This is a genomic window from Streptomyces sp. NPDC048171 (assembly GCF_043202655.1).
In the GTDB taxonomy this organism is placed as follows: domain Bacteria; phylum Actinomycetota; class Actinomycetes; order Streptomycetales; family Streptomycetaceae; genus Streptomyces.
Map to the genome: position 1 here is coordinate 400,710 of NZ_JBIDAU010000006.1, position 24,510 is coordinate 425,219.

Here is a 24,510-nt window from a genome sequence, read left to right on the forward strand (position 1 = left end):
GCCGCCCGGGCGGCGTCGCCGTCAATGACGTGTGCGCGAGTGAGGGCCGGTTGGGCCTGGGCTGAGGGCCTTGTCCCACCGCGAGCCGGCGGGGATCATCACCGCGTGCGGCACCAGAAGAAGCTCCACGAACTACTCGAACGCGCCGGTCTCACGGTCGTCGAGGACGTGCGCCCGGGCAGTCTGTTCCCGCCGGAGGCCGGCTGGCGGATCGCGCGGGGGATCGCGGCGCCGGACGGCGTGGCCCGGGAAGCGCTCGATGCCGCGTGGTGGCGCCGTCTTTGCGACGTCGACGGCGAGTTTCTGGTGGCCGTCCTCGGGCACCGGATCGGTGGCAACGACTCCTGGTGGACCCGGGGCCGGCACGCCGGGAGCGGCGTGCCGGAGTTGACCGGCGACCCCGGGTTCGTGGCGCTCTCCCTCGACGGGCAGGTGCTGCTGGCCGAGGTGCCCGGCGAGGGCGGGCCTCGGGTGACGGCCCTCGACCGACTGCCAGAGCGGCTGCAGGAGGACGCCGCGGCTGCCGGGCGCGAGACGGAGGTCGAGCGCGCCGAGGTGTGGGCGGCGGTGCCCGGCCGACATGCGTAGCCCCTGCACTGGGCGGAGGGGATCGGGTTCAATCCGGCTGCGACGGACGAACTGCTGATCCGGCTGCTGGATGTGGAGGAGGGCTTCCTGCACGGATGCGACCGGCCCTCCGTCCTCGACGCCGCCGTGGCGCACCCCGATCCGCGGGTGCGGTCAAGGCCCGCCGACACCTTCCGGCCCAAGCTCACGTCCGATCAGTGGGTACGTCTGGTCCGCGCCGAGCTGTCGCCCCATCGACGCGTGCTCTGGGCGGAGCGCGCCTGCGTCTGGGGCGCCGAACTCCCCGAGGACCTGTACGACGACCTCCTCGCCGGCCCGTCCCGCGCGCAAGCCGCCGAACTCCCGGGGCTCCCCGCACAGCACCTCCCTGGCCTCGCGGCCGACGCCGATCCCCGGGTGCGGGCGGCCGCCTGTGCCCGGTGGGAGGACCTCGCCGCGCCCCTGCGGGAACGGTTGCTGGCCGACACCGACTACGCGGTGCGCACGGCTGCGCTGCTCGCCCACCACACCGGCGTACCCATGCCTAGCGAGGTTTTCGCCGCCCTGCCCGACCCGCGGCAGGCGCTCGAACGGTGCCGCCTCGCGCCCGACCTGGAGGCGGAGCTGGTCCGGGACGGGGACGCGGAGATACGTCGGGCGCTGGCCGCCAACCCGAGCCTGGGCGCGCACAGCGTCGCCGTGCTGGCGCAAGACCTGCAGGACGACATCCGCTCCGCGGTGGCGCTGCGCCCCGACCTCACCGAGGAGCAACGTGCCACGGTCCGCTACGACTTCGACCCGACGTCGATGTCGCACACCCTGCCCTGGGTCGAGGACCTGCACGACGACGTCGACGCGATGCGCCGTCTCGCCACGTCACCCCACCCACTGGTCCGCCGCAGTGTGGCTCGAGTCCGGCACCTCCCGCCGGATGTCGTGGCGCGCCTGGCGCAGGACAAGGACCGCGTGGTCCACCTGTTCCTCGCCGAATCGTGCCAGGACGCGCCGGCCGACATGCTGCTGGAGGTCTGGCGCTGGTGGGACGGCAGCTTCAGCCAACCCGACCGGCCCCGCAGCCACCCCAACTTCCCCCGTGCGGGCCTGCTGCGCTACACCGCCGATCCCAGCGGGTGAATGCGCCGCCTGGCCCTGGACGATCCGGAGTCGACACCGGCCGACGTCGCACGCCTGGCCCGGGATCCCGACGCCGAGGTGCGCCGCCGCGCGGCTGAGGACCCCCGGCTGTCCCCGGCCGACGCGGTGCGGCTGCTGAACGACCCGGAGGCCCACGTCCGCGACACCGCGGTGCGCAATCCGCAGCTACCGGCCCGCGTCCTGGCCGGGCTGCTGCACGACCGCGACACGGCATGCGCAGCGGTCACCAACCCGGCGATCCCGATCCCCGTCCTGCACCGCATCCTGACCGCGGCTGCGGCAGCCGTGGCAGCCCGGCACTGAACACCGACACCCCGCACGGCGGCCGTGGTGGTCCGACGCTGAACTCCGGCACGCCTTCCGTTGTACGCCAAGCGGGCTGTGATCCTCGGCTCCGTTCCTGGGCCGCTGTCCTCCCAAATCTGCCACCACACCTGGCTGAGCACCGACATCGCGGCTGCCAAGTGCAGACCAGGCATCCATGTCGCCCAGTGCTGACCGCCCGGCCCACCTGGTGTTCCCGCATGCCGAACACCGGTACCGCCCCTGCTTGAGTATCTGGTTGTCCGCCTGTCCGCGGGCTACACGATTGCCTTCCATCGCCACGGCCGTGCCCCTGCCCGGCCGCGCAGGCAGTCGATGCGGTACTGCGCCTCGCGCCGCCACTCCGGGCGGGTGGCGGCGTGCTGCGCGGCGTACGTCGTCATCCGCAGCTCTCGCGCGCCGGCCAAAAGTTCATACCCTTCCCACTCCGTGACGTCAGCGCCGTAGGTCTCGCAGAATGCGGCGTACTCATCGGCAGATACCGCGCCGGTCGTGGTGAGCTTCACCGCGGTCGACACGAGATCCCACTCCGGCGGGCCAAACGAAGCGCGCTCGAAGTCCATCAACAACGGGCCGGTCTCCGTGCGCGCCACGTTGCCGACCCATGCATCCCCGTGGACTACACACTCCGGCAGGCCCTTCGGCCTCGAAGCCCATTCCTGCTTGAGATCCTCAAGTCGGCCCTTCAGCCACAGCCGGTCATCGTCAGAGATTGTGATCGCTGCGTCGATGCGCTCAACCAGCCGGACGAATGGGTCCAACTCACCAAGTGGCAGGTCTGGTTTGGGCAGGGCGTGCAGTTGCTTGAGGAGCACAACGACGTCGGTGACGGTCCCGATTGCGTGTGGCGGCAGCTCTTGCCAGAACGTCACCGGGTGCCCGCTGGCTGCTACCGGCTGTCGCAGGTCAAGGGCGCGTACGGCGGGCACGTCTTTGGCGGCCAGCCAGTGGGCGACCTGAACCTCGCGCGTTGCGGCGGCGGACTGTCCGGGCCGGGCGATTCGCACCACCACTCCCCCGGGCAGACGCCATATGGCGTTCTCGGCGATCCGTATCGGTTGGGCGTTGGTCGCGTCGAGGCCGACTGCAAGGCACGCCTCCTCAAGTACGGCTTGGGTGGGCGTGGGCGAAGTGGTCACGCCTGCACCGTAGCCGCGATGCGCTCGCGCAGGTCGCTGGCCTCGGGGAGGTTCCGGTGTCGGCCTGTGAACCGGGCGAGTTCCCGCAGGTCCTCGGCAGCCCGGCAGGAGGTCAGCTTGCCGACGTCATCCAGCGCTCGGTGGCCAAGTACGACCGCGTGCCGCGGATCGTCGCCCTTGGCCATGACCAGGGAAGCGAGTTTTGTCTCGGAGATGGCGCGCGAGCGGGCAAAGGCGTTGCCGTGCCCTTTCACCGCGATTTCGAAGCGGCGGGCCGCCTGCCCGGGGTCCTGATCCGCGTGGACCGCGAGGTCGAACAGCGCGTGGGCGGTGTCGCCGTGGTGCTGGGCGTAGTCGTAGTAGGCCATCCACGGCGGATCCTGTGCCGGGTCGGACTGTTCGAACGCGGCGTCGGCTTCTCCGACCGCGCGCAGGGTGTTGGCTACGTCGCGCATCTTACCGAAGGCGCGGGCGCGTGCCGTGTGCAGCATGGCACGCTCGGTGGCGGTGAGCCGGTCGGAGCGCACCAGACCCTTCTCTGCGTGGGTTAGGCCAGTATCCGGATCTCCGACCCAGATTTCCTGCCGGGCCATGAACGAGTACGTCTTGGCGCGCAGGTGCCACTCCCCGGCTTCTTCCGCGCACTCAGCGGCTAGCCGGAAGCTGACTCGGGCATCATCGTGGGCGTACGCGTCGAACTGCGAGGCGCCGACGACAATCCCTAACCGAGCTACGGAGGCCAGGAGTTCGGGCCGCAGGGGCTCTGGGCAGGGCACAGGTAGCAGGGAGGCGCCCCACATGATGGCACCGCGGGCGAGTTCTCGCACCGCGCCGCCGCCTCCGTACTCGTTGTCCTGGCGATGGATGACATCGGCCAGCGACTTCAGCTGCCTGATCTCGTGCGGGCGGATCCGAGTCGGGATCTCCCGGGGAGCTGCTGGGGTCACGAGGTGGACGAGGTCTATGGGGGCGATGGCGGCAAGGCCGCTCGTGGCGAGGAAGGCGCGACGGTCCACAGAGGCAGGGCTCCCGCTTGGAGTTGTGCTACCTCTGCCCAGGATGCGGCCTTCATGGACCTGAATCGGCACCTCCACCCTGCCAGGGGGTGCACTTTCCGTTTCAAGACGGGCTTTTTCCGTTTGCCCGAACACCATCCCCCACGCCCGGGTGAGGACTCCGCCCGTCTGCAGGACCTCGTCCAAGCGCTCAGCCAAGTCCTTCGAACAGGTAGCAGTCCCCTTCTCGATCTTCTCAATGAGTGAACCGCTGACCTGCACTTTCGCGCCCATCTCGGCGTGCGTGAGAGGGCTGCGCTTCTTACGCCAGGTCCGCAACTCATAACCGAACCAGTCACGCGGGGACGCGTCCGGAGTCAATTGCTTCTCGGGTCTTGGCATGGGCTGTTCCTCGCTCGCGAAACGGAAGATCGAGGTTTCCGAATCAAGATCTGCACGCGGTCCTGTCGGCCTGGCTCAATGGTTGCTCACGGCCGCCACCCCAGTACACACCGCATCCGGCGCCGGTTGGAGAGATTTCGTCGAACGAGGGACTCCCCGTGAAAGCAGACCTGATGGAGGCTCAACGGCCCGTTGCAGAGGGCACAAGCGCTGCGGTCCGGACGCGTTCCGGAGCGTGCGAAATCGACGTCGCTCTGACAGCCGCAGCTGTCTCGGGCGTACGCGACCTCGTCAGTGCGTGCCTCCGTCTGTGGGGCCTGACCGAACTCGACTGGCGGGTCACTCTCACTGCGTCCGAGCTACTGACGAACGCCTTCCAGCACGCCCGCAAGGAGGACGAGTCCTCGGTTCCAGTGAAGGTCGTCCTCACCCGGACCCCCGACGGGGTCTTCCTGTGCGTCCGTGACCCGCACCCCTGGCTCCCAGCCGCCGTCTCGGCAGGCGACAACGACGAGAGCGGTCGCGGCCTGACGCTGATCAAGACGCTCAGCGACAGATACGGCTGCTCCTCCACTGCCCACGGCAAAGACGTTTGGGTCACGATCCTGCACTGCGCGTAGTCGCATTCCCCTGCCTCTGACGAGACCCGAAAGGACCACCATCATGTGCCGGCATTCGACGCCGTTCCCCAGCGCCGACACAAAGGCCGACAGCGGTTCATCGTCAGCGAAGCTGCGCTCGGAAGAATCGAATGAGAGTTTCGAGTTGGGGCACGGCCCTCACGCGAGACCTCTTTTGGTAGGGCGGCGTCAGCGAGGTCGCTCGTACTTCCTGGTCTACCTTCAGCGTCCCCGCGGGCAGGACGTGGTGTACGCCCGCAGGGGCTGTAGCGTCGTGGAGTTACGGCAAGCCTGCCTCCGGGCGCTCCGCTGCGTCGCGCCAGTAGTCGACGAGCATCTCGCCCGGCCAGGCCGGCTGACGGACGGAACCTCGGGGTCCCATTTCCTGAAAGTAGGGGGCCAGGTCAATCACCGGCGTCCCGTCGACTGCGTCGAGGTCGGTCACCAGAAGGTCGCGGCCGTCCACGCTCAGCAGCCTCGGGTAGCTGATAGCCAGCTGGTTGGGGCGCCGATGGTTTCGGTGGACGAAGGTTCCGGTCGCTGGCCACTGCACGTTGCCCCTGGGGCTGCGGGCGTGGAGCTGCACGTCCTCGGGCTGTGCCAGGTGGAAGCGCCACATCACAGTCAGATGGGAGAACTCGTCGATTCCCTGCAGGGTTTCCAGGGGGTACGCCTCATTGAGCCGGATCACCGACTCAATCCCGCCCTGGTAGTCGTCCTGGACGCGGGTATGGCCCCCGACGACCGTTGCGATCGATTCGACCTCGTACGTCGCCATCGGCGCTCGTTCCTCTCCCATGAAGTCGCGTGTGCAGCAACCGCCGGCCGCACCTGCGGACCTGCCCTGTGGTCAGCCTATGGCGCGCAGCATTTCCCGTGCCCGGCGGTCCAATTCGACAACGTGGCGGCCTCCGCGTTGCCGGACGGGCGACAGGTCGCTCTGCATGCGGATGATGACGTCGCGGGCGCGGCCGGACTGGACGCCGGTCATGGCGTCGAGGGCTTGTGCCCAGGTGCCGCATGCCTCGTCGAGACGTCCTTGCTGGACCTGGACGGCGCCCAGGTAGCCGAGGGTCACGCTGTGGGTGCGGGCGTACTGCTGTCGGCGGCGGGTGCGGACGCTGCGCTGGAAATGGATCTCCGCGTCGAGGGGGTTGCCCAGGTCGCGCAGGGCGCAGGCAGTTTCGTGGGCGAGAGAGGCTTCCTGGAAGAAGCCGACGCGGTCGGGGGCGTCCTCGTTGTCGGCGCGGGCGAGGTCCCGCTCTGCTCGGCTGATGGCCGCGAGGGTGCCGGGGCGGTCGCCGTCGGCGGCCAGGGCGCGGGCGTGGACGATGGAGAGCAGGGCCTTCTCGCGCGAGCTGGCCTGGCCGTAGTGAGTGTGGGCCATGGAGGCGTCGGCCAGGTCGAGGGCCCTGCGTGGGTGTCCGAGGTCGACTGCTTGGTGGGCGAGGGCGCGCAGGATGTGGCCGCCGAGCGGTCCGTCTGCGGCTTCGGCCGCGATGCGGGCGGCGAGGGTGAGGTAGCGCTGGGCGGTGCGGTGCTCGGAGGCGTCGAACGCCATCCAGCCGGCGATGTAGGTCATCTCTGCGACGGCCGAGTATGTGTCCCGGCGGTGTCGTTCCGTTCGGAATCTGCTGCCCAGCAGGGGCGCCGCTTCGTCGCGGAGGTGGCCGGCCAGGGCCGAGCGCCCCGAGGCTCCGCCACGCTGCTGGTCCCGTGCGGAGTAGAAGGCTGTCAGGTTGCGGACGTCTTCGATGTCGGCCTGCGTGACCAGCCGTGGGGAGACTGCTGGGCGCGATGCTGCTGCGGCTGGGGCGGTTGTCCACCACGAGCTGACGGGCAGGGTGAGGCCGGCGGCCGAGTACGCGGCGGTCGCCAGCAGCTTGCGTCGGTGCATGTCCAGGTCGTCGCTTCCCAGCTCGGCCAGCACGGTCAGAGGGTCGACGCTCCAGTCGGAACTGCTGTCGGGCGAGCCTGTCGGTCCGTCTTCCAGCCCGAGGTCAGCGAGGGTGAGGCGGCGGCTGAGCCTGCGGGACAGCGTCTCACGCAGGATATGGGGCGCTCGTCCGCTGGGCTTGGTGCCCTGGACCCACATGGCGATGTGCGAGCGGGAGATGGCCTGCAATTCGCGTGCACCGCTTTCCGCAGCGACACGAGCGACCGCGGCGGCTGCTTGGGGCTGGGACCAGCCCGCTTCGCGCAGGAGTGCGGCGAGGGCGACGTTTCGCTCACGGGCCATGGGCTGCCCCTCGGGTCCGAAATGATCTTTGACGCCTTTGACGGCCTTGAGGGCCGCGCAGGCATACCCCCCAGCGGGGATTCGCGGTTCGCTCAACGTAGCGGCCGGATCACTCACCTTGCACGCCGACCGACTGTGGTGCACGGCGTTTCTCACTCAACTTGGCTTGATCCACTTAGGAGTTGTGTCATGCGTCTCTCGCTGGCCCCTCGCCGGGCGTTCTGCCAGCGCAGTGGTCAGGACCGGAGCCTCGGTGATCCGGGTGCCGGGCGTGACCAAGCGGTGTCCGCGACGGAGACGGTGACGCTCGTGCTGGGCGAGGACTCCCCGGTGCCCGAGACCGCCGCCGATGTGGAGGACCTCGTCCTGCGGCTGCGAGGGCACGTCAACCAGCTCGGAACCCTGATGCTTTCGCAAGAGCCGGTTTTGCTCCGTGCGCAGCAACTCTGCTCGGTCGGGCTCCCGGAGGGCTATCTGCCCAGCCGGGTGCACCTCGTCAGACTCGCCGAGGCAACGCAGGAACTCATCGCGAAGATCCGGCTGGACGACGTCGGAGGGAGGCGACCGGCACGGAGGTTGGCTCGATGGAAGCCGCAGATCAACGTGCTGCGCGGTGCGGTCTTCGCCGTCGCCCTCACCTGCCTGGTGTGGGCCGCTTCGGTGCCCCGGACATGACCCTCACCGGAGCGCTCCTCATCGGACTGATCTTCGTCGCGATGGCGTGGCTGGTGTGCCGAGGCACTCGTGCGACTGGCCTCGATCCCGCAGACAGGGCCTCTACACACCTCCGAGCGAGCCTGCGTCCCCGCAGTGACCGCTGACTCCTTGACTCCCGGCCTGTCCCCGGCCGCTTCGGCGGCCCCGATACCCCCCCCCAGACCAGCGGGGCTTAACGGAGATCCACACACGATGAAACGCCTTCCGCGTATCGAGCAGTACGGCCTGATCGGCGACACGCAGACCAGCGCCCACGTCTGCGACGACGGCACGATCGACTGGCTGTGCCTGCCCCGCTTCGATTCACCGGCCGTGTTTGCCGGTCTGCTCGGCACACAGAAGCACGGCACCTGGCAGATCGCCCCGGCCTCGTCCGCAGGCCGGTCCGGCTCCGGAAGAGTGGCTGAGCGCCGGTACCGCGGCGACTCGCTCGTTCTCGAATCGCTGTGGCGTACCCCGACTGGTTCGGTCCGGGTCTTGGATTTCATGCCGCCGCGCGACGGTGCCCCGCAGGTGATCCGGATCGTGGAGGGCCTGAGCGGCGAGGTGGAGATGGTCTCGGCCATGCGTCCTCGGCCGGGGTACGGCAGTGTCGGCCCGTGGATCCACGAGGTCGGTGGGCGCATGGTCGCGGAGGCCGGCGCGGATGCTCTGTGGCTCGACACCTGCGTTCCGCAGGTGGAGAAGGACGGCGTCGTCGTCAGCGCCTTCACCATCGCCGCCGGACAGAGTGTGGCGTTCGTGCTCAGCTGGTGCCCGTCGCATGCAGCCGCCCCTGACGTTGCTGCCCCTGAGGCCGCGCTCGCCGAGACGCTCGCCTTCTGGCAGGACTGGACGCAGGAGTGCACCTACGACGGGCCCTATCGCGAGGCCGTGGTCGGGTCTTCGATCACGCTGAAGGCCATGACCTACGGGCCGAGCGGCGGGATCGTCGCGGCGCCGACCACGTCGCTTCCCGAGGAGATCGGCGGCGACCGGAACTGGGACTACCGCTTCACCTGGCTGCGCGACGCCGCCACGACGCTTGCCGCGCTGCTGGGGACCGGATACCGGCAGGAGGCGCAGGACTGGCGTCGATGGCTGCTGCGCGCTGTGGCCGGGGACCCGGAGAACCTGCAGATCATGTACGGGATCACCGGGGAGCGTGACCTGCGGGAGCGGGAGCTTCCCTGGCTTCCCGGGTACGAGGGATCGGCTCCGGTACGGGTCGGGAACGGGGCTGCGGACCAGCTGCAGCTTGACGTGTACGGCGAGGTGATCGACACCCTGTACCTCGCGCACCAGAGCGGAGTCGCCCACTGCGCCGACACCGCGGTCCTGCACCAGCGGCTCATCGAGCACCTGGTCCAGCGCTGGCGGGAGCCCGACGAGGGCATCTGGGAGATCCGCGGGGCCCGCCGGCACTTCGTCCATTCCAAGGTGATGGCCTGGGTGGCGGTCGACCGCACCATCCGCCTGGTCGAAGCCGGCGCCCTCAACATGGACGTGGCCCCTCTGGTCGAGCTGCGGGCGGCGATCCACCGGGAGGTCTGTGACAAGGGCTTTGACCCGGTGCGCAACACCTTCACGCAGTCCTACGGCTCGCAGGAGCTGGACGCTGCCACGCTGCTCATCCCCCGCATCGGCTTCCTGCCGCCCGATGACCCGCGCGTCATCGGCACCGTGGATGCGGTCCGTCGTGAACTTTCCACGGACGACGGGCTCGTGTACCGGTACCCGACCTGCGGTGAGGACGTCGGGGTGGACGGCTTGACCGGGGACGAGGGCGCCTTCTTCCTGTGCAACTTCTGGCTCGTCGACGGCCTCGCCCTGACCGGCCGCCCCGACGAGGCCCGCGCCTTGTTCGAACGCCTCCTGGCTCTGCGCAACGACCTCGGGCTCCTGGCGGAGGAGTACGACCCCGTCCAGCAGCGCCAGCTCGGCAACTTCCCGCAGGCGTTCAGCCACATGGGTTTGATCCAAAGCGCCCTGCTCCTTCAGCAGATGGCGACGCAGTCCTCACCCCGCCACGACGCGATCGCGGTTCCCGCACCTCGCTCAACCTCCCGCAGCACGCGCCAGTCCACCGCAGACCTGACGCCGCAGCACGCATAGCCACCCCACCCCTGACGAGGATTCCCATGCCCGACAGCGCCTTCCCGGCACGGCTGGCCGCTACCGGCCACCGCAGACGGCGGCCCCCGGCCGACGCGACCACGCTGTACCTCGCCCGTCGCGCCGTGGCACTGCCCCTGGCACTTCTTGCCGCGCTGCTGCTCGCCGCCTTCGCTCTCCGGTCGGGGTCCGTCGTAGGCCCCGGCTGGGTCCTGGCCGGCCTGGTCTGCGGCCTGGCGGCGGTCGTCGCGGTGGCGGCACACGGAACACGCACCGTCGCCAGCGCCGTGCAGTCGGCCGTCGAGGAGTCCCAGGCAGCAGCGCTGACAGCGGTCACAGGGGCAGCGGCAGCCGTTGAGAAGTCGGTGCAGTGGTCGGCGGACGAGCTGTGCCGCGGAAAACGTCCACCGTTGCCGGACCCGCACACCGCGCAGTCGCCCACTCCGAACGCCGGGATCGACAACGCGCTGAGTGCCCTCCAGGCGCAGGCCATCATGTCTCTGATCCGCGTGCACGACGAGTCCCAGTCCGTGGTCCTCCTGGAAGTGCTGCGCCGCCTGGCCATGCGCGAGCACGCCCTGGTCAGCAAGGCACTCCAGGCACTGAGCCAACTGGAGATGCTGACCGACGACCCGGAGCTGCTGGCCAAGATCTTCGAGATCGATCACCTCGTGACGCGGATGCGCCGCCAGGTCGAGAGCACGGCGGTCCTGGGCGGACAGTCCCTGCGCAGCGTGCGCCGACCCGTTCCCGTCACGACGGCCCTGCGCGGCGCCATCTCCGAAGTCGTGCAGTATCCGCGGGTGGCCGTCGCGGCCGGATCCGTGGGCGCCGAGCTGGGGTTGCCCGGCCATGTGGGGCCGGACCTGACGCACCTGCTAGCCGAGCTGATCGAGAACGCCTGCGAGTGCTCGGATCCAGAGACGCGGGTCATGGTGCGCGCGCAGCGGGTGCCACACGGGCTGGCCATCGAGATCGAGGACCGCGCCATCCCCATGCACCCGCAGACGCGGGCACAGATGAACCACCTGCTCAAAGCCCCGGACGAGGTCGACGTCAGCGGCCAAGTCCGGGCCGGACAGCTCGGCCTGCTGGTCGCCGCGAAGATCGCCCAGTCACACGGGCTGACTGTCCTCCTGCAGGAGAACGCGACGGGAGGCACCACCGCCCTGGTCGTCGTACCGGCACGGCTCCTGGTAGCAATTCCATCGGTCGAGGATGCGGGCGCACCGCCGCCCGGGAACGCTCGCGTCTCCGGGCGGCAGCCGCAGCAGGTCACCGCGACTCCCGCCGCCCCGAGGGCAGCGCAGGTCGCACATCCCGGCGCCGCTGAGGCACCGACCGCAGAAGCGGGCCATTCGGCTGACGCGCCCCGTCTGCCGACCCGGACAAGCCGGACGAAGTCTTTCCGTCCACCGCACGAGCGGGAGCAAGCCCCCGTGGCCGCGGCGACGCCCGGGCTGGCAGCCGCCTTCCGCAACGGCCTCCAGGCCGGCGGCACCGCTGGCCCCCCTCCCGCCTCGTCAGAACACCCCACTCCCTGACCCGTCCGTTCCCGGTGACCCGGCACATCCACTGGCCCTTCCCCCTTCTGGAGCGATCCCTATGAGCACCCAGCCCGCGATGAGCAACGTGACCGACGGCACGCCCGCATCCGCGACGACGACAAGCGAACAGCGGGACAGCATGGCCTGGCTGCTGCGGCAGTTCGCCGTCGAGACGCCGGGCGTTCTGCACGCCGTCCTGATCTCGCGGGACGGACTGCGACTGCTGGACAGCGACGTCGACAAGGACTGGGCGGACGAACTGTCGGCTGCCTTCAGCGGGATCGCCTCCCTCGCGGCGAACACCACCGGCCCCACCTCCAGGAAGAGGCCGGTCCGGCAGGTCATCATCGAGCGGGACGACGCGCTTTTTTTCGTCCAGAGGGCCGGGCGCAGCGCGGCCTTCGAAAACCACCCCGGTAACGAACGCGGTGAGGTGGACACGATCCTCGCCGTCATCGCCACCAGGGACGCCGACGTGGGCACCGTCGGCTTCGAGATGGGGCGCCTGGTCCAGAAGTTCGCCCCGTACATGGTGATCCCCGTCCGGGTCGGCACGGGCGGAGATGTCCGGTGAGCACGTACGGCCGCGCGGCCGAGGAGTCGGCGTTCGTGCGGACCTACGCCGTGACGCGCGGGCGTACCAAGCCGCGGCACCTGCTCGCTCTGGAAACCGTCCTGGAGGCCGGGCAAGGAAGGCCAGGCCCGGCGCAAGCCGAGGAGTGCGAGGAGATTCTCGCCCTGTGCCGGGAGCGCCGGCGGTCGGTGGTCGAGCTGGCGGGCCGCCTCGGCCGGCCCGTGACCGCCGTCAAGATCCTCGTTTCCGACCTCCTGGACGCCGACGCCCTCGTCGTCCCCCTGACCCATCCCTATGCCGATACCTGCGCGGGCTCCGGCCCGTCTGTCCAACTGCTGGCAGCCGTAACAGCTGGCTTGAAGAGGAAGTGGCCTGATGCCGTTGCCTACTCCCGGGCCGGATGATCCGGCCGCGGTGCTGCATAGTTCGCCGCCCCCGCGGGCCGGTGCGCCGACCGTGCTGAAGATCGTGATCGCCGGCGGTTTCGGCGCGGGCAAGACCACCGCCGTGGGCGCCGTCAGCGAGATCACGCCGCTGAGTACGGAGGAGTACCTGACCGAGGCGAGCGCGGACGTCGACAGCCTGGCGGGCGTCGAGGCGAAGGAGACCACGACGGTCGCCTTCGACTTCGGCCGACTGAGCCTGCCCGACGCGCCGATGCCTTTGGAGCTGTTCCTGTTCGGCACACCGGGTCAGGACCGGTTCGTCGACCTCTGGTACGACCTCTCCCGCGGCGCCGTTGGCGCGGTCGTCCTGGTCGACACCCGCCGCTTGGAGAGCAGCTTTACGCCCGTCAGCTTCTTCGAGGACATCGGCCTGCCCTTCGTCGTCGCGGTCAATCAGTTCGACGGGGCGCACCGCTACCACCCCGAGCAGGTCCGCGCCGCTCTCGAACTCCCCGCTGCCGTGCCGGTGGTCACCTGCGACGCCCGCGACACGAATCACGTCGCCGGCGTTCTGCTGGCCCTCGTCGACCACGCCGTGAATTGCGCCGCCACCACCAATCGCGCTGGTCACGCCCCTTCTACCACCCTCCAGGACGCCTGATGTCACAGCACCCCAGCGACCCCTACCGCACGCCGCAGACTGCCCCGCCCGCCCGGTCCTTGCCTCGGCGCGACATGCGGGACACCAACCGTGGCCCGTTCACCCCGCCCGCCACCGCCCTCACCAGCCAGCGACCTCAGCAGTCGCTGGAGCTGGCGCAGCGTTACGAGCTGCTCAACCGCCTGGGCGTGCCCCCGGTGGCCAACGAGGACTTCGACGAGCTGGCCCGCGACATGGCCACACAGGCCGGGTTCTTGTACGGGTTCGTCAACCTGTTCCTGGAGGAGCAGACTTTCGTCGGGCTGCACCAGCCGCCGGCGGACAGCGGGTTCGTGATCGTCGGCCGCACCATGAGCCGGGACCACGGCTGGTGCCCGGAGGTCATGGCCCGCAGGAAGGCCCTCCCGCTGCACGACGTGCACGCGTCCCCGCGCTTCAGCGGCAACGCGGTGGTCGACGCCGTCGGGATCCGCTCCTACTTCGGCGCTCCGTTGATCCACGACAGCGGCACGGTGCTGGGCACGGTGTGTGTGATCGACCCGGAGAAGCGGCCCCTGGCCGAGGCCCGCCGTCTGCGGGACATCGTCATCAACGCCAGTGCACAGGTGATGGACCACATCGCCCGCGCCCCCGTCCGCTAGGCCGTTCCACAACTTCCCACCCGGGAGCCGTAGGCGTTCCCCGGCCGCTCCACGCGTTGCGACCTTCATCCAGGGAGAGGGAGACCATGTCCGCCACACCCACCACGCCTCCACCAGCACTGCATCCCTACCTCACCGCCCGCCACGACCTGCTGTGGCAGGAGGCGGACGCCTTCGCGGCCGAGCACGTCGCGCCGCGCGCCGCGCGGATGGAGGCCGCTCCGGGCAGGGTGGAGCGCAAGGTCGCCGACCTGATGGCCGCCCGCCGGTGGTTCGCCGTCACCGTCCCGGCGGTCTTCGGCGGGCTGGGCGCCGGACACGTGGCCAGGACCGTCTTGGTCCACCGCATCGCGCGGGTCTCGGCGGCTGCCGCGGCCATCCTGCAGGCCACATTGATCCCCGTGGGCGCTCTGCTGCACTTCGCCACCTACGAGCAGAAGGGCCGCTGGCTTCCCCGGGTCGCGGACGGGTCCGTGCTGTTGTCGATCGCGGTGACCGAACCGCTCGCCGGCGGATACATCGGCGGCATAGAGACCTCCGCCGAGCGCGACGGCAACCAGTGGGTGATCACCGGCAGCAAGATCCATATCGGCAACAGCCACATCGCGGGGGCCCACCTCATTGTCGCCCGCACCGCCAGGCCCGGAGTGCGCACCTCGCAGGCGCTGACCGCGTTCATGGTTGAAGCCGACCGCCCCGGGCTTTCGGTCTCCGACCATCGTGCCGGGCTCGGTCTGCACGGCTTCTCCGCCGGCCGCCTCGACTTCGATCACGTCCGCGTCCCCGACGACAACGTGGTCGGCGAGGTCGGCCAGGGACTGGCCGTGGCCCAGAGCAGCAGCATCCTCTACGGCCGCCCCAACCTGGCCGCCGTCAGCCTCGGCATCCACGAAGCAGTCGTGGACACCACCACCAGCCGGCTTAAGACCCGCCCCCGCTACCAGGGCACCCTGTCCGACCTGCCCGTCCTGCGGGACCGCGTCGGCGACATGGAGGCCCGCCTGCGCGCCGCCCGGATACTCGCCTACCAGTCCGTGCACCTCCTCGACCAGGGCCTGCCCTGCGACGCCGAACTGATCAACTCGAAATACCTCGGCCACCAGTGGGCCATGCAGTCCACCCAGGACGCCATGGAACTGCACGGCGCCCACGCCCTCGATGGCGATTACATCCTCCAGCGCCTGTGGCGCGACATCCAGCACACCTACCCACCGGCCGGAACAGGCGAAGTCCAGCGCATAAACCTGGCCGACGCCGCCTTCGACGAGGACCACATCCAGTGGTCCGAACGCCTCGCCGCCGAAGCCGCCTGGGCACGCCCCGACCCGACGGCCGCATAAGCCCCCGTGCGCGGCGCCCCGTGACTCCCTACCGCCGCGCACGGGCCCGTGCCGCCGGCCCCCGTCCCCCGCGGGGACCGGCGGCACCCTCCCAGTGACCATCCAGCCAGCCGAGAGAGACGCCGTGACCCCGCCCGTGACGACCAGCGCACCGATCACACCCCTGACGCCGACCCTGCAGCGCGTCGCCCAGCGCCTCGCGAACGGCCTCACGGCCCAAGAGATCGCCACGCAGACCGTCTTGTCACCCGTGACCGTCCGCCAGTACCTCCGCGACATCCGCGAGAGTCTGCACTGCCCGCCCCGCTGCAAGCCCCCGGTGATCGTGCACCGCCTGTTCGCCACCCGGCAGGTGGCCTCGCCCACGGCGGACCGGCCGGCACCGACGCTCAGCCGGGATCAACTGCTGCTGCTCCGGGCCGTCGCCGAGCACAGCGACCCCCGCGATATCGCCGTCGCCGCCAAGCTCGCCCCCGCCGACCAGCGCGCCGCACTCGACCAACTCCTCGCCGACACAGGCGCGCGGGACGCCATCCGCCTGGTGATTTTGGCCCACGGCTGGAATCTGCTGCCGGCCGACCCGGCGGCGCGGAGCGGAGCGAGCCAGTGAACAAGCCTCCCACTCCCCTGGCCAACGAGGAGCGACCGGCTGCTACCTCGGTCGCGGCACAGTACCCGGGTGCCGTATACGCGGTGCGCACGTTACGTACGGACGCTGAGCGCGCGGAAGCCGCTGCTCTCGTGCAGGACCGGCAGCGCTGGCTCACCCTTCGCGGTCTTCCCGTGCCCGCTCAAGCCGACGTTCCGGCCCTGTTCCGCGACCGGCAGACGAGGTCGGCCGGTCTTTTCGAGGACGGAAAGCTGCTCGCCTGCATGGTCCCCGCGCGCGACCCCGGACTCAGCTGGGGCCAAGGCCCCTGCCTCCGCCTGGGACGCGTCCACACCCTGCCCGACCAGCCCGACGACATCACCCGGCTGATCACCCTGTGGGCCTCCGACCTCGCCGCCCGGCAGGGCCTCCCGCTCGTACGGGCCGAAATCCTGGCCCGTCACGCCCTCCAAGCCGAACCCATCGCCGCCCTGCTGCGCCGGCTCACGGACATGGGCTGGGACGTGCGGGATTCCGGCCCGGGACGGGAGGGGGACCGCGTCGCCCGCCTCGAACTGGCCGCCGAGCACCGCCCCAGGCTCAGCACATTGATCAGCTGCCAGACCCATGCACCTGATCTGGCCGCGGACGATCGGAGCAGCGCGTGACAACCGACGAACCGCAGCGACCCGACCTTGCCCGCGAGCTGATCGCCCGCGCAACGGAATCGGCCGTGCGCCGAGCCAAGCGCGTGCGCGACGAGCTCGACGCAGTCCAACTCGGGCAGGGCCGGCACACCGACCACGCCAACACCAAGTTCCTGCGCCGCGTCCTGGGCGAATACGAGTGGCCCGGCCACCGCCTCGTCGGCCCTGCTGCTGCCCGCGCCGCCTGGAGCATCGCCCTGCACAGCGACCACGATCTCACCCTCCAGCGCGCCGCCACCATCCTGCTCGGGCGTGCGGTCCAGGCCGGCGACGCGCTCGTCGAGCACTGGGCGCACCTTCACGACCGCGCCCTCATTACCGGCGGGTGCGCCCAGGAGTACGGCACCCAGCTCCTGCTGACCGCCAATGGGATCGAGCTGTGCCCGCTGCGCGCGCCGGCGTCCGTCGACGCACGCAGGGCCACTGTGGGTCTGCCGCCGCTAGCCGTCGCGCTCAAGGCGGTGCGCCGCCGCTACACGCCGGACAGCTCCGCCGACGAAGCCCCGACCGTCGTCCTCGCGGGGGCCGCGTGAACAGGCGGAACTCCACGTTTTCCCTCAGTCGGCCCACTGGCCGCATCCCCGATCTGCGAAAGGTCCGTTGACCGATGAAGCTCACCACCGCCGTCCTCGCTGCCGGTGCTGCCGTCTCCCTCACCACCGCCGTGGTCGGAGCCACCCGGCTCAGGCAGAACGCCCGGCACCAGGCCGAGCGCAACGAGGCGTTCCTCACCCGCAACCAGCTCGACTGGCTGGCCCAGATGTCCACCAACCCCGACCTCGCCAAGCTCTGGGCTCCCGAGGACATGGCCGTCGAGGAATACATGCAGCTGCTCGCCGCCAACCGGCTCATCTGCATTCTCAGCGTCCACGACCGCCTCGGCTTCGTCCGCACCGGACACCTTCCGTGGCACGCCGCGAAGCTGATGGAGAACGACGTCTGCCGACGCTATTGGCAGCGGTTCGGCGGCCTCCGCGCCGAGGAGGCCGAGGGCGATGAGCAGGGCGAGCACTTCACCCGGGTGCTGGACCAGGCCGCCAAGCAGCACCCGCGGGCACAGGCCGCTGCGACCTGACGGCACCACACCGACTCCCAGGCGAGCGACCGCTCAGGCGGCTTCGCCGCTGGTCGCCGTCTGGTAGCAGACCCCGAGGTCCGACCGGACCTCGGCCATCCCGCACCACTCACTCCTAGGAGGCATGCATGCCCGCCATCCAGGCCGAAAGGCCGACCGTCCCCGCGAAAACGGACCTCGTGAAGGCCGACGACGACCCGTTCAAGCTCGACATCACCTTCATCGAGGGCACGCCGGCGACCGAGACGGTCCTGATGTGCAGCACGGGCGACACCTGCGGCAGCTCCTGCCCCAGCGCCTGCACCACCTCGTAAGCCGGATCACCCCGGCAACGCGGGCCGGACGGGGCTCTCCCCGTCCGGCCCGCCACGCCCCCCCCCCCCCCCCCCCCCCCCCCCCCCCCCCCGCGCCCCGGGGGCGGGGGGGCCCCCCCCCCCCCCCCCCCCCCCCCCCCCCCCCCCCCCCCCCCCCCCCCGCCCCCCCCCCGGCCCCCCCCCCCCCGCGCCCCCCCCCCCGCCCCCGCCCCCCCCCCCCCCCCCCGGGCGGCGCCCGCGCCCCCCCCCCCCCCCCCCCCCCCCCCCCCACCCCGGGGCACGGCTTACTTCGCGTCGGAGCCGCCGTCGGACTTCTTCGCCTGCTCGTCGGCCTTCGCCTCGGCGGGCGCGGCGTCGGCCGCCGGCTCGCCGGCCGGCTCGTCGTCCGCGTCCTTCTTGCCGAGGTCGACGGGCTGGTCGTCGGTGGCGGCGTCGGACTCGGTGAGGGAGGAGGCGTCGTCCGGGACGACGTCGGCGTCCGACTTCAGGTCGTGCTCGATGCCGTGGACGATGCGGTTGTACTCGTCGTCGGTCAGGACGGCACCGATGCTGTTCTTGGCGAAGAGCAGGTCGACACCCGGACCGGCGTCGAGGAGGACCGTGTCGTCGTTGACCTCCTTGACGGTGGCGTACATGCCCCCGATGGTCCGGACACCGGATCCGGGCTGCATCTCGTTCCGCATGTTGGCGGCCTGCTGCTGCTTCTTCTTCGCCGACCGGGTCATCAGGAACATGGCCCCGATGAGCACGATGAACGGGAGGAGGGTCACGAGACTCACGGGTCGGTACTTCCTTCACACGACCGCGATGGTGAGCGGCCTGATGGTTGGGGGTGTGTACGCCGCCGACAAGGGCGGCATCGGCGGAGTCTAAGCGAGTCCGCGCGCATGGAACAACGCTCAGCATGGCACTGGGGTTCCTGCTCGGGCGAATGTCCTCGTCGTGACGGGGACGTCACGTCCCGAACAAGTCCTGTTATCCGTTTCCGGTGGTGTGCGCACCGGGCGGGGTGAGCCCGAGATGCGCCCAGGCCGCCGGCGTCGCGACCCGCCCCCGTGGGGTGCGGGCGAGGAGGCCTTCCCTCACGAGAAAGGGTTCGGCGACCTCTTCCACTGTCTCACGCTCCTCCCCCACGGCGACGGCGAGCGTGGACAGGCCCACCGGACCGCCGCCGAACAGCTTGAGCAGGGCCTCCAGGACACCGCGGTCGAGCCGGTCCAGGCCCCGCTCGTCGACCTCGTAGACCGCCAGGGCGGCCGAAGCGATCTCGCGGGTGATCAGGCCGTCGGCCTTGACCTGCGCGTAGTCGCGTACGCGGCGCAGCAGGCGGTTGGCGATGCGGGGGGTGCCGCGGGAGCGGCCGGCGATCTCGGCGGCGCCCGCGGGGTCGATCTCCACGTCGAGCAGGCCGGCCGAGCGGTGGATCACCCGCTCCAGTTCGCCCGGTCCGTAGAACTCCATGTGGGCGGTGAAGCCGAAGCGGTCGCGCAGCGGCGGCGGCAGCAGTCCCGCGCGTGTGGTGGCGCCGACCAGGGTGAAGGGGGGCAGCTCCAGGGGGATGGCGGTGGCGCCGGGCCCCTTGCCGACGATCACGTCGACGCGGAAGTCCTCCATCGCCATGTAGAGCATCTCCTCGGCGGGCCGCGACATGCGGTGGATCTCGTCGAGGAAGAGGACCTCGCCCTCCTGGAGCGAGGAGAGGATCGCGGCGAGGTCCCCGGCGTGCTGGATGGCGGGGCCCGAGGTGATGCGGATGGGGGCGCCCATCTCGGCCGCGATGATCATCGAGAGGGTGGTCTTGCCGAGGCCGGGGGCGCCGGAGAGGAGCACGTGGTCGGCGGTGGCGCCGCGCGCGCGTGCGGCCCGCAGTACGAGGTCGAGCTGTTCGCGGACCTTCTCCTGGCCGATGAACTCGCCCAGGTCCTTGGGGCGCAGGGCGGCCTCCACCGCCTGGTCCTCGCCGTCGGCGACGGAGCCCACCAGCCGCTCCTCGGCGGAGCCGACGAGCCCTTCGGGGGCGTCGGACGGGTCGGTCGTGTCGTCCCAGTTCATGTGGTGTGCCTCGGGGGTCGGTGGTGGCGGTTCAGCGGGCGCGGTTCAGGGTCTGCAGGGCCGCCTTCAGCAGTTGCCCCACCTGGGGCGTGCCCCCGGCGGCCTCGGCCTGGGGGGCCACGGCGGACACGGCCTCGTCGGCCTCGCGGGTCGCGTACCCGAGGCCGATCAGGGCGGCGTGCAGCTGGTCGCGCCAGCCGGTGCTGACGGGGGCCCCGACGGCGGGGGCTCCGACGGGCTCGCCGAGGCGGTCCCTCAGCTCCAGGAGCAGCTTCTGCGCGCCCTTCTTGCCGATACCGGGGACGGCGGTGAGCGCCTTCTCGTCGCCGGTGGAGACGGCTCTGCGCAGGGCGTCGGGGCTGTGCACGGCGAGCATCGCCTGGGCCAGGCGGGGGCCGACGCCGCTGGCCGTCTGGAGCAGCTCGAAGACCTGGCGCTCGTCGTCGTCGGCGAAGCCGTACAGCGTGAGCGAGTCCTCGCGGACGACGAGGGAGGTGGCGAGTCTGGCGGGCTTGCCGAGGCGGAGCGTGGAGAGGGTGTTCGGCGTGCACTGGACGGCCATGCCGACGCCGCCGACCTCCACCACCGCGGCGTCGGGGGCGAGGGCGGCGACGGTGCCGCTGACGAAGGCGATCATGCCGTGGTGCCTTTCGACGGATGAGGGGTGTGCGGGCTCCGGGGGCCGGCCGGGCCCCGGGAGGTGTGCAGGGCGACGGCCTGCTGGAGCCGGTTCTGCGCGGGGGCGCGCCAGATGTGGCAGATGGCGAGCGCGAGGGCGTCGGCGGCGTCGGCGGGCTTCGGGGGCGCGGAGAGCCGCAGCAGCCGGGTGACCATGGCCCCGACCTGTGCCTTGTCCGCCCGGCCGCTGCCGGTGACGGCGGCCTTGACCTCGCTGGGGGTGTGCAGGGCCACGGGGATGCCGCGGCGGGAGGCGCAGAGGATCGCCACGGCGCTGGCCTGGGCGGTGCCCATCACGGTGCGCACGTTGTGCTGGCTGAAGACGCGCTCGACGGCGACGCGGTCCGGCCGGTGCTCGTCCAGCCACTGCTCGATGCCCTGCTCGACGGCGACCAGGCGGTGGCCGAGGTCGTCGTCCGCGCGGGTGCGGACGACGCCGACGCCGATCATGGTGAGCGGCCGGCCCGCGACGCCCTCCACGACACCGACCCCGCAGCGGGTCAGCCCCGGGTCCACCCCCAGAACGCGCATGCCCGCCCCCCTCTCCTCGATCACCTGTTTGTGCAGGCTATCGGGTGCCACCGACAAAGCGACGGGCCGACGGGGTGTGTCCCCGCCGGCCCGCTGAGCTGGGGCGCGCTACGCGTCGACCTTCTCCATGACCTCGTCGCTGACGTCGAAGTTGGCGAAGACGTTCTGCACGTCGTCGCTGTCCTCCAGGGCGTCGATGAGCCGGAAGATCTTCCGGGCGCCTTCCTCGTCCAGCTCCACCTGCATGGTGGGGACGAAGTTGGCGTCGGCGGACTCGTAGTCGATGCCGGCCTCCTGGAGGGCGGTGCGGACCGCGACCAGGTCGGTGGCCTCGCTGAGCACCTCGAAGGACTCGCCGAGGTCGTTGACCTCCTCGGCGCCCGCCTCCAGGACGGCGGCGAGGACGTCGTCCTCAGCCAGCTCGCCCTTGGGGACGATCACGACGCCCTTGCGGTTGAACAGGTACGACACGGAGCCCGGGTCGGCCATGGAGCCGCCGTTGCGGGTCATCGCGACGCGGACGTCGGAGGCGGCGCGGTTGCGGTTGTCGGTGAGGCACTCGATGAGCACCGCGACGCCGTTCGGCCCGTAGCCCTCGTACATGATCGTCTCGTAGTCGGCGCCGCCGGCCTCCAGGCCGCCGCCGCGCTTGACCGCGGAGTCGATGTTCTTGTTGGGCACCGACTGCTTCTTCGCCTTCTGGATGGCGTCGTACAGGGTCGGGTTGCCCTCGATGTCGACGCCGCCCATGCGGGCCGCGACCTCGATGTTCTTGATGAGCTTCGCGAAGAGCTTGCCGCGCTTGGCGTCGATCACGGCCTTCTTGTGCTTCGTCGTAGCCCATTTAGAGTGGCCGGACATCTGCCTGTCTCCTTCGCGTAACCCGTCTTTGTACGAACTCCCCCAGCGCTCGAGGCCCCTGGGAGATACCCGGGGAATCCTACAAGGACTCCGCCTCCCCGTTCGCGCGCACCATGTCGGCGAAGAGGCGGTGCACACGGTGGTCGCCGGTCAGCTCCGGGTGGAAGGACGTCGCCAGCGCGTTGCCCTGGCGGACGGCGACGATGTGGCCCTCGTGCTCGGCGAGCACCTCGGCCGTGGCGCCGACGGACTCGACCCAGGGGGCGCGGATGAAGACGCCCTCCACGGGGTCGCCCGGCACGCCCTTGAGGTCGACGGCCGCCTCGAAGGACTCGTTCTGGCGGCCGAAGGCGTTGCGGCGCACGATCATGTCGATGCCGCCGACCGTCTCCTGCCCGGAGCGCGGGTCGAGGATCTTGTCGGCCAGCATGATCATGCCTGCGCAGGTGCCGTAGACGGGCAGACCGTCCCGCACGCGCGCGCGGAGGGGCTGCATCACTCCGAAGAGGACGGCCAGCTTCGAGATGGTGGTGGACTCGCCGCCCGGGATGACCAGGCCGTCCACCTCGGCGAGCTCCTCGGGTCGCCTGACCGGCCTGGCCACGGCGTCGGCCGCGGCCAGGGCCACGAGGTGCTCCCGTACGTCGCCCTGGAGGGCCAGAACGCCGATGACGGGGGTGTCGTTCATGTGATCGGGTGCCTTACCAGCCGCGGTTGGCGTAGCGCTCGGTCTCGGGGAGGGTGTCGCAGTTGATGCCGACCATGGCCTCGCCGAGGTTGCGGGACGCGTCCGCGATGATCTTCGGGTCGTCGTAGAAGGTGGTCGCCTTCACGATGGCGGCGGCGCGCTTGGCCGGGTCGCCGGACTTGAAGATGCCGGAGCCGACGAAGACGCCCTCGGCGCCGAGCTGGCGCATCAGCGCGGCGTCGGCCGGGGTGGCGACGCCGCCCGCGGAGAAGAGCACCACGGGGAGGCGGCCCAGCTCGGAGACCTCCTTGACCAGCTCGTAGGGGGCGCGCAGGTCCTTGGCGGCGGCGTACAGCTCGTTGTTGTCGTAGCCGCGCAGGCGGGCGATCTCGTTCTTGATCTGGCGCAGGTGGCGGACGGCCTCGACGACGTTGCCGGTGCCGGCCTCGCCCTTGGAGCGGATCATCGCGGCACCCTCGGCGATGCGGCGCAGGGCCTCACCGAGGTTGGTGGCGCCGCAGACGAACGGGGTGGTGAAGGCGAACTTGTCGCTGTGGTTGACCTCGTCGGCCGGGGTGAGGACCTCGGACTCGTCGATGTAGTCGACGCCGAGGGACTGCAGGACCTGGGCCTCGACGAAGTGGCCGATGCGGGACTTCGCCATCACGGGGATGGAGACCGCGCCGATGATGCCCTCGATCATGTCCGGGTCGGACATCCGGGCCACGCCGCCGTCCTTGCGGATGTCGGCCGGGACCCGCTCCAGGGCCATGACCGCGACGGCGCCCGCGTCCTCGGCGATCTTCGCCTGCTCCGGCGTGACGACGTCCATGATCACGCCGCCCTTGAGCTGCTCGGCCATGCCGCGCTTCACGCGCGCGGTGCCGGTCTCGGGGGCCTGGTTTTCGGAGAGCGTGCTGGACACGGGTACCTCGCTGAGGGAAGGGGGTTTGTGCAGCAACGAGGAAACGCGAGGGGACCAGGCCACAGCAAGGGCCAATGGGAAGCCGGTGGATCGTTTTGGCGCGGGCGGCGGCGCAGGCGGGGTGAGCGGCGCCGCTTCAGGCGGCCCGGTCCACCAGGGCCGCCGGCGGCTCGTCGTCCATCTCGAAGGCGAGCGGGAAGGGGGCGTGGCCCGCGAGGCGGAACCAGCGGACCTTGCGGTGCTCACGCAGCCGGCGGGCCGCGCCCACCGCGTCGTTGTGGAAACGCCGCGCCATCGGTACCCGCCGTACGGCCTCGGCCAGCTCGTGGGCCGCCTCCTCTCCCCCGGGTGCCTCGCGCAACGCGTCGACCTGCGGCGGATCGGCGAAGACGGCCCGCAGGGCCTGGCTCAGCTCGCTCTCGGCCACCTCCCGCAGCTCCTCCTCGGCCTGCCGGGCGGCGTGCGTGGCCTCGTACAGCACCATGGAGGCGGCCGGGTCGAGCACGCCCGAGGTGGCGAGTTCCTGGGCGACGGAGGCTCTGCGCAGCAGTTGCGCGTCGAGGGCGGCGCGGGCGGCGTCGATCCGGGCGTGCAGCCGGTCGAGCCGTCCCGCCGTCCAGCTGAGATACAGGCCGACGGCGACGAGGACGACCAGGATCCAGATCAGGGTTGCGGTCACGGGCCGCAAC

The 24,510-nt window shown here is 70.8% G+C and carries 29 protein-coding genes; 17 read left to right on the forward strand and 12 right to left on the reverse strand.

What is annotated here, in order from left to right; genetic code table 11:
- The first annotated feature begins 105 nt into the window (after window positions 1-105).
- From ACGF3J_RS19240 to ACGF3J_RS19250, 3 genes are all read left to right on the forward strand, one after another.
- On the forward strand, window positions 106-588 hold the full coding sequence (locus tag ACGF3J_RS19240) for a hypothetical protein (RefSeq protein WP_393854384.1): 483 nt from the start codon (window positions 106-108) through the stop codon (window positions 586-588).
- A 72-nt stretch (window positions 589-660) separates the two neighbouring features.
- Window positions 661-1,701, forward strand: a complete 1,041-nt coding sequence (locus ACGF3J_RS19245; RefSeq protein ID WP_393854385.1) for a hypothetical protein — start codon at window positions 661-663, stop codon at window positions 1,699-1,701.
- Window positions 1,702-2,025 (forward strand): hypothetical protein, encoded by a 324-nt coding sequence (locus ACGF3J_RS19250; RefSeq protein WP_393854386.1) that lies wholly within the window; start codon window positions 1,702-1,704, stop codon window positions 2,023-2,025.
- A gap of 278 nt (window positions 2,026-2,303) precedes the next feature.
- On the opposite strand, the gene ACGF3J_RS19255 is transcribed toward ACGF3J_RS19250, so the two are convergent.
- Window positions 2,304-3,185, reverse strand: a complete 882-nt coding sequence (locus tag ACGF3J_RS19255) for an aminoglycoside phosphotransferase family protein (protein ID WP_393854387.1) — start codon at window positions 3,183-3,185, stop codon at window positions 2,304-2,306.
- On the reverse strand, window positions 3,182-4,582 hold the full coding sequence (locus ACGF3J_RS19260) for a helix-turn-helix domain-containing protein (RefSeq protein ID WP_393854388.1): 1,401 nt from the start codon (window positions 4,580-4,582) through the stop codon (window positions 3,182-3,184). Before ACGF3J_RS19260 ends, ACGF3J_RS19255 begins: the two co-directional genes overlap by 4 nt.
- A 158-nt stretch (window positions 4,583-4,740) precedes the next feature.
- Here ACGF3J_RS19260 and ACGF3J_RS19265 point away from each other — a divergent pair, with 158 nt between their 5' ends.
- Window positions 4,741-5,202 carry an ATP-binding protein gene (locus ACGF3J_RS19265; RefSeq protein ID WP_393854389.1) on the forward strand — a complete coding sequence of 154 codons (462 nt, stop codon included), beginning with the start codon at window positions 4,741-4,743 and terminating at the stop codon, window positions 5,200-5,202.
- A 280-nt stretch (window positions 5,203-5,482) separates the two neighbouring features.
- Here ACGF3J_RS19265 and ACGF3J_RS19270 read toward each other — a convergent pair whose 3' ends face one another.
- Both ACGF3J_RS19270 and ACGF3J_RS19275 read right to left on the reverse strand, forming a co-directional pair.
- Window positions 5,483-5,980: an SAM-dependent methyltransferase gene (locus ACGF3J_RS19270; protein ID WP_393854390.1), complete on the reverse strand. Its 498-nt coding sequence runs from the start codon at window positions 5,978-5,980 to the stop codon at window positions 5,483-5,485.
- Between the two features lie 72 nt (window positions 5,981-6,052).
- The gene (locus ACGF3J_RS19275) at window positions 6,053-7,441 is read right to left on the reverse strand and encodes a Tat pathway signal protein (protein WP_393854391.1); all 1,389 of its coding nucleotides are present in this window, start codon (window positions 7,439-7,441) and stop codon (window positions 6,053-6,055) included.
- A gap of 189 nt (window positions 7,442-7,630) precedes the next feature.
- On the opposite strand from ACGF3J_RS19275, the gene ACGF3J_RS19280 reads away from it, so the two are divergent.
- The 13 genes from ACGF3J_RS19280 (at window position 7,631) to ACGF3J_RS19340 (ending at window position 18,086) form a co-directional block, all read left to right on the forward strand.
- Window positions 7,631-8,116: a DUF6415 family natural product biosynthesis protein gene (locus ACGF3J_RS19280; protein ID WP_393854392.1), complete on the forward strand. Its 486-nt coding sequence runs from the start codon at window positions 7,631-7,633 to the stop codon at window positions 8,114-8,116.
- 234 nt (window positions 8,117-8,350) lie between these two features.
- Window positions 8,351-10,252: a glycoside hydrolase family 15 protein gene (locus ACGF3J_RS19285; protein ID WP_393854393.1), complete on the forward strand. Its 1,902-nt coding sequence runs from the start codon at window positions 8,351-8,353 to the stop codon at window positions 10,250-10,252.
- A gap of 26 nt (window positions 10,253-10,278) precedes the next feature.
- Window positions 10,279-11,796 (forward strand): sensor histidine kinase, encoded by a 1,518-nt coding sequence (locus ACGF3J_RS19290; RefSeq protein WP_393854394.1) that lies wholly within the window; start codon window positions 10,279-10,281, stop codon window positions 11,794-11,796.
- A gap of 61 nt (window positions 11,797-11,857) precedes the next feature.
- A complete protein-coding gene (locus ACGF3J_RS19295) occupies window positions 11,858-12,373 on the forward strand; it encodes a roadblock/LC7 domain-containing protein (protein WP_393854395.1) in 516 nt (171 codons plus the stop codon).
- Window positions 12,370-12,777: a DUF742 domain-containing protein gene (locus tag ACGF3J_RS19300; protein WP_393854396.1), complete on the forward strand. Its 408-nt coding sequence runs from the start codon at window positions 12,370-12,372 to the stop codon at window positions 12,775-12,777. The genes ACGF3J_RS19295 and ACGF3J_RS19300 overlap by 4 nt, the downstream gene beginning before the upstream one ends.
- A 52-nt stretch (window positions 12,778-12,829) precedes the next feature.
- Entirely contained in the window at window positions 12,830-13,420 is a 591-nt protein-coding gene (locus ACGF3J_RS19305) for an ATP/GTP-binding protein (protein WP_393854397.1), read from the forward strand.
- Window positions 13,420-14,061, forward strand: a complete 642-nt coding sequence (locus ACGF3J_RS19310; RefSeq protein ID WP_393854398.1) for a GAF domain-containing protein — start codon at window positions 13,420-13,422, stop codon at window positions 14,059-14,061. The genes ACGF3J_RS19305 and ACGF3J_RS19310 overlap by 1 nt, the downstream gene beginning before the upstream one ends.
- A gap of 86 nt (window positions 14,062-14,147) precedes the next feature.
- Entirely contained in the window at window positions 14,148-15,401 is a 1,254-nt protein-coding gene (locus ACGF3J_RS19315; protein ID WP_393854399.1) for an acyl-CoA dehydrogenase family protein, read from the forward strand.
- 124 nt (window positions 15,402-15,525) lie between these two features.
- Window positions 15,526-16,011 (forward strand): LuxR C-terminal-related transcriptional regulator, encoded by a 486-nt coding sequence (locus tag ACGF3J_RS19320; protein WP_393854400.1) that lies wholly within the window; start codon window positions 15,526-15,528, stop codon window positions 16,009-16,011.
- Between the two features lie 173 nt (window positions 16,012-16,184).
- Window positions 16,185-16,658 (forward strand): hypothetical protein, encoded by a 474-nt coding sequence (locus ACGF3J_RS19325; protein ID WP_393854401.1) that lies wholly within the window; start codon window positions 16,185-16,187, stop codon window positions 16,656-16,658.
- Window positions 16,655-17,230 carry a DUF6624 domain-containing protein gene (locus tag ACGF3J_RS19330; RefSeq protein WP_393854402.1) on the forward strand — a complete coding sequence of 192 codons (576 nt, stop codon included), beginning with the start codon at window positions 16,655-16,657 and terminating at the stop codon, window positions 17,228-17,230. The genes ACGF3J_RS19325 and ACGF3J_RS19330 overlap by 4 nt, the downstream gene beginning before the upstream one ends.
- Before the next feature lie 74 nt (window positions 17,231-17,304).
- Window positions 17,305-17,772: a DUF6082 family protein gene (locus ACGF3J_RS19335; RefSeq protein ID WP_393854403.1), complete on the forward strand. Its 468-nt coding sequence runs from the start codon at window positions 17,305-17,307 to the stop codon at window positions 17,770-17,772.
- A gap of 128 nt (window positions 17,773-17,900) precedes the next feature.
- A complete protein-coding gene (locus tag ACGF3J_RS19340) occupies window positions 17,901-18,086 on the forward strand; it encodes an FxLD family lanthipeptide (RefSeq protein ID WP_393854404.1) in 186 nt (61 codons plus the stop codon).
- A gap of 284 nt (window positions 18,087-18,370) precedes the next feature.
- Here ACGF3J_RS19340 and yajC read toward each other — a convergent pair whose 3' ends face one another.
- The 8 genes from yajC to ACGF3J_RS19380 all read right to left on the reverse strand — a co-directional run bounded on the left by yajC (window position 18,371) and on the right by ACGF3J_RS19380 (window position 24,500).
- Window positions 18,371-18,865, reverse strand: a complete 495-nt coding sequence (gene yajC / locus ACGF3J_RS19345; protein WP_161329076.1) for a preprotein translocase subunit YajC — start codon at window positions 18,863-18,865, stop codon at window positions 18,371-18,373.
- A gap of 196 nt (window positions 18,866-19,061) precedes the next feature.
- Window positions 19,062-20,138, reverse strand: a complete 1,077-nt coding sequence (ruvB, locus tag ACGF3J_RS19350; RefSeq protein ID WP_393854405.1) for a Holliday junction branch migration DNA helicase RuvB — start codon at window positions 20,136-20,138, stop codon at window positions 19,062-19,064.
- Between the two features lie 31 nt (window positions 20,139-20,169).
- Window positions 20,170-20,775, reverse strand: coding sequence for a Holliday junction branch migration protein RuvA (ruvA, locus tag ACGF3J_RS19355; protein ID WP_161329078.1), 606 nt, complete (start codon window positions 20,773-20,775; stop codon window positions 20,170-20,172).
- Window positions 20,772-21,347: a crossover junction endodeoxyribonuclease RuvC gene (gene ruvC, locus ACGF3J_RS19360; RefSeq protein WP_125490922.1), complete on the reverse strand. Its 576-nt coding sequence runs from the start codon at window positions 21,345-21,347 to the stop codon at window positions 20,772-20,774. Before ruvC ends, ruvA begins: the two co-directional genes overlap by 4 nt.
- Before the next feature lie 108 nt (window positions 21,348-21,455).
- Window positions 21,456-22,208 (reverse strand): YebC/PmpR family DNA-binding transcriptional regulator, encoded by a 753-nt coding sequence (locus ACGF3J_RS19365; RefSeq protein WP_161329079.1) that lies wholly within the window; start codon window positions 22,206-22,208, stop codon window positions 21,456-21,458.
- Window positions 22,209-22,287: 79 nt separating this feature from the next.
- Entirely contained in the window at window positions 22,288-22,896 is a 609-nt protein-coding gene (pdxT, locus tag ACGF3J_RS19370) for a pyridoxal 5'-phosphate synthase glutaminase subunit PdxT (RefSeq protein WP_161329080.1), read from the reverse strand.
- Between the two features lie 13 nt (window positions 22,897-22,909).
- Window positions 22,910-23,821, reverse strand: coding sequence for a pyridoxal 5'-phosphate synthase lyase subunit PdxS (gene pdxS / locus ACGF3J_RS19375; RefSeq protein WP_087810331.1), 912 nt, complete (start codon window positions 23,819-23,821; stop codon window positions 22,910-22,912).
- Window positions 23,822-23,957: 136 nt separating this feature from the next.
- Window positions 23,958-24,500 carry a hypothetical protein gene (locus ACGF3J_RS19380; protein WP_125490920.1) on the reverse strand — a complete coding sequence of 181 codons (543 nt, stop codon included), beginning with the start codon at window positions 24,498-24,500 and terminating at the stop codon, window positions 23,958-23,960.
- Window positions 24,501-24,510: the final 10 nt, after the last annotated feature.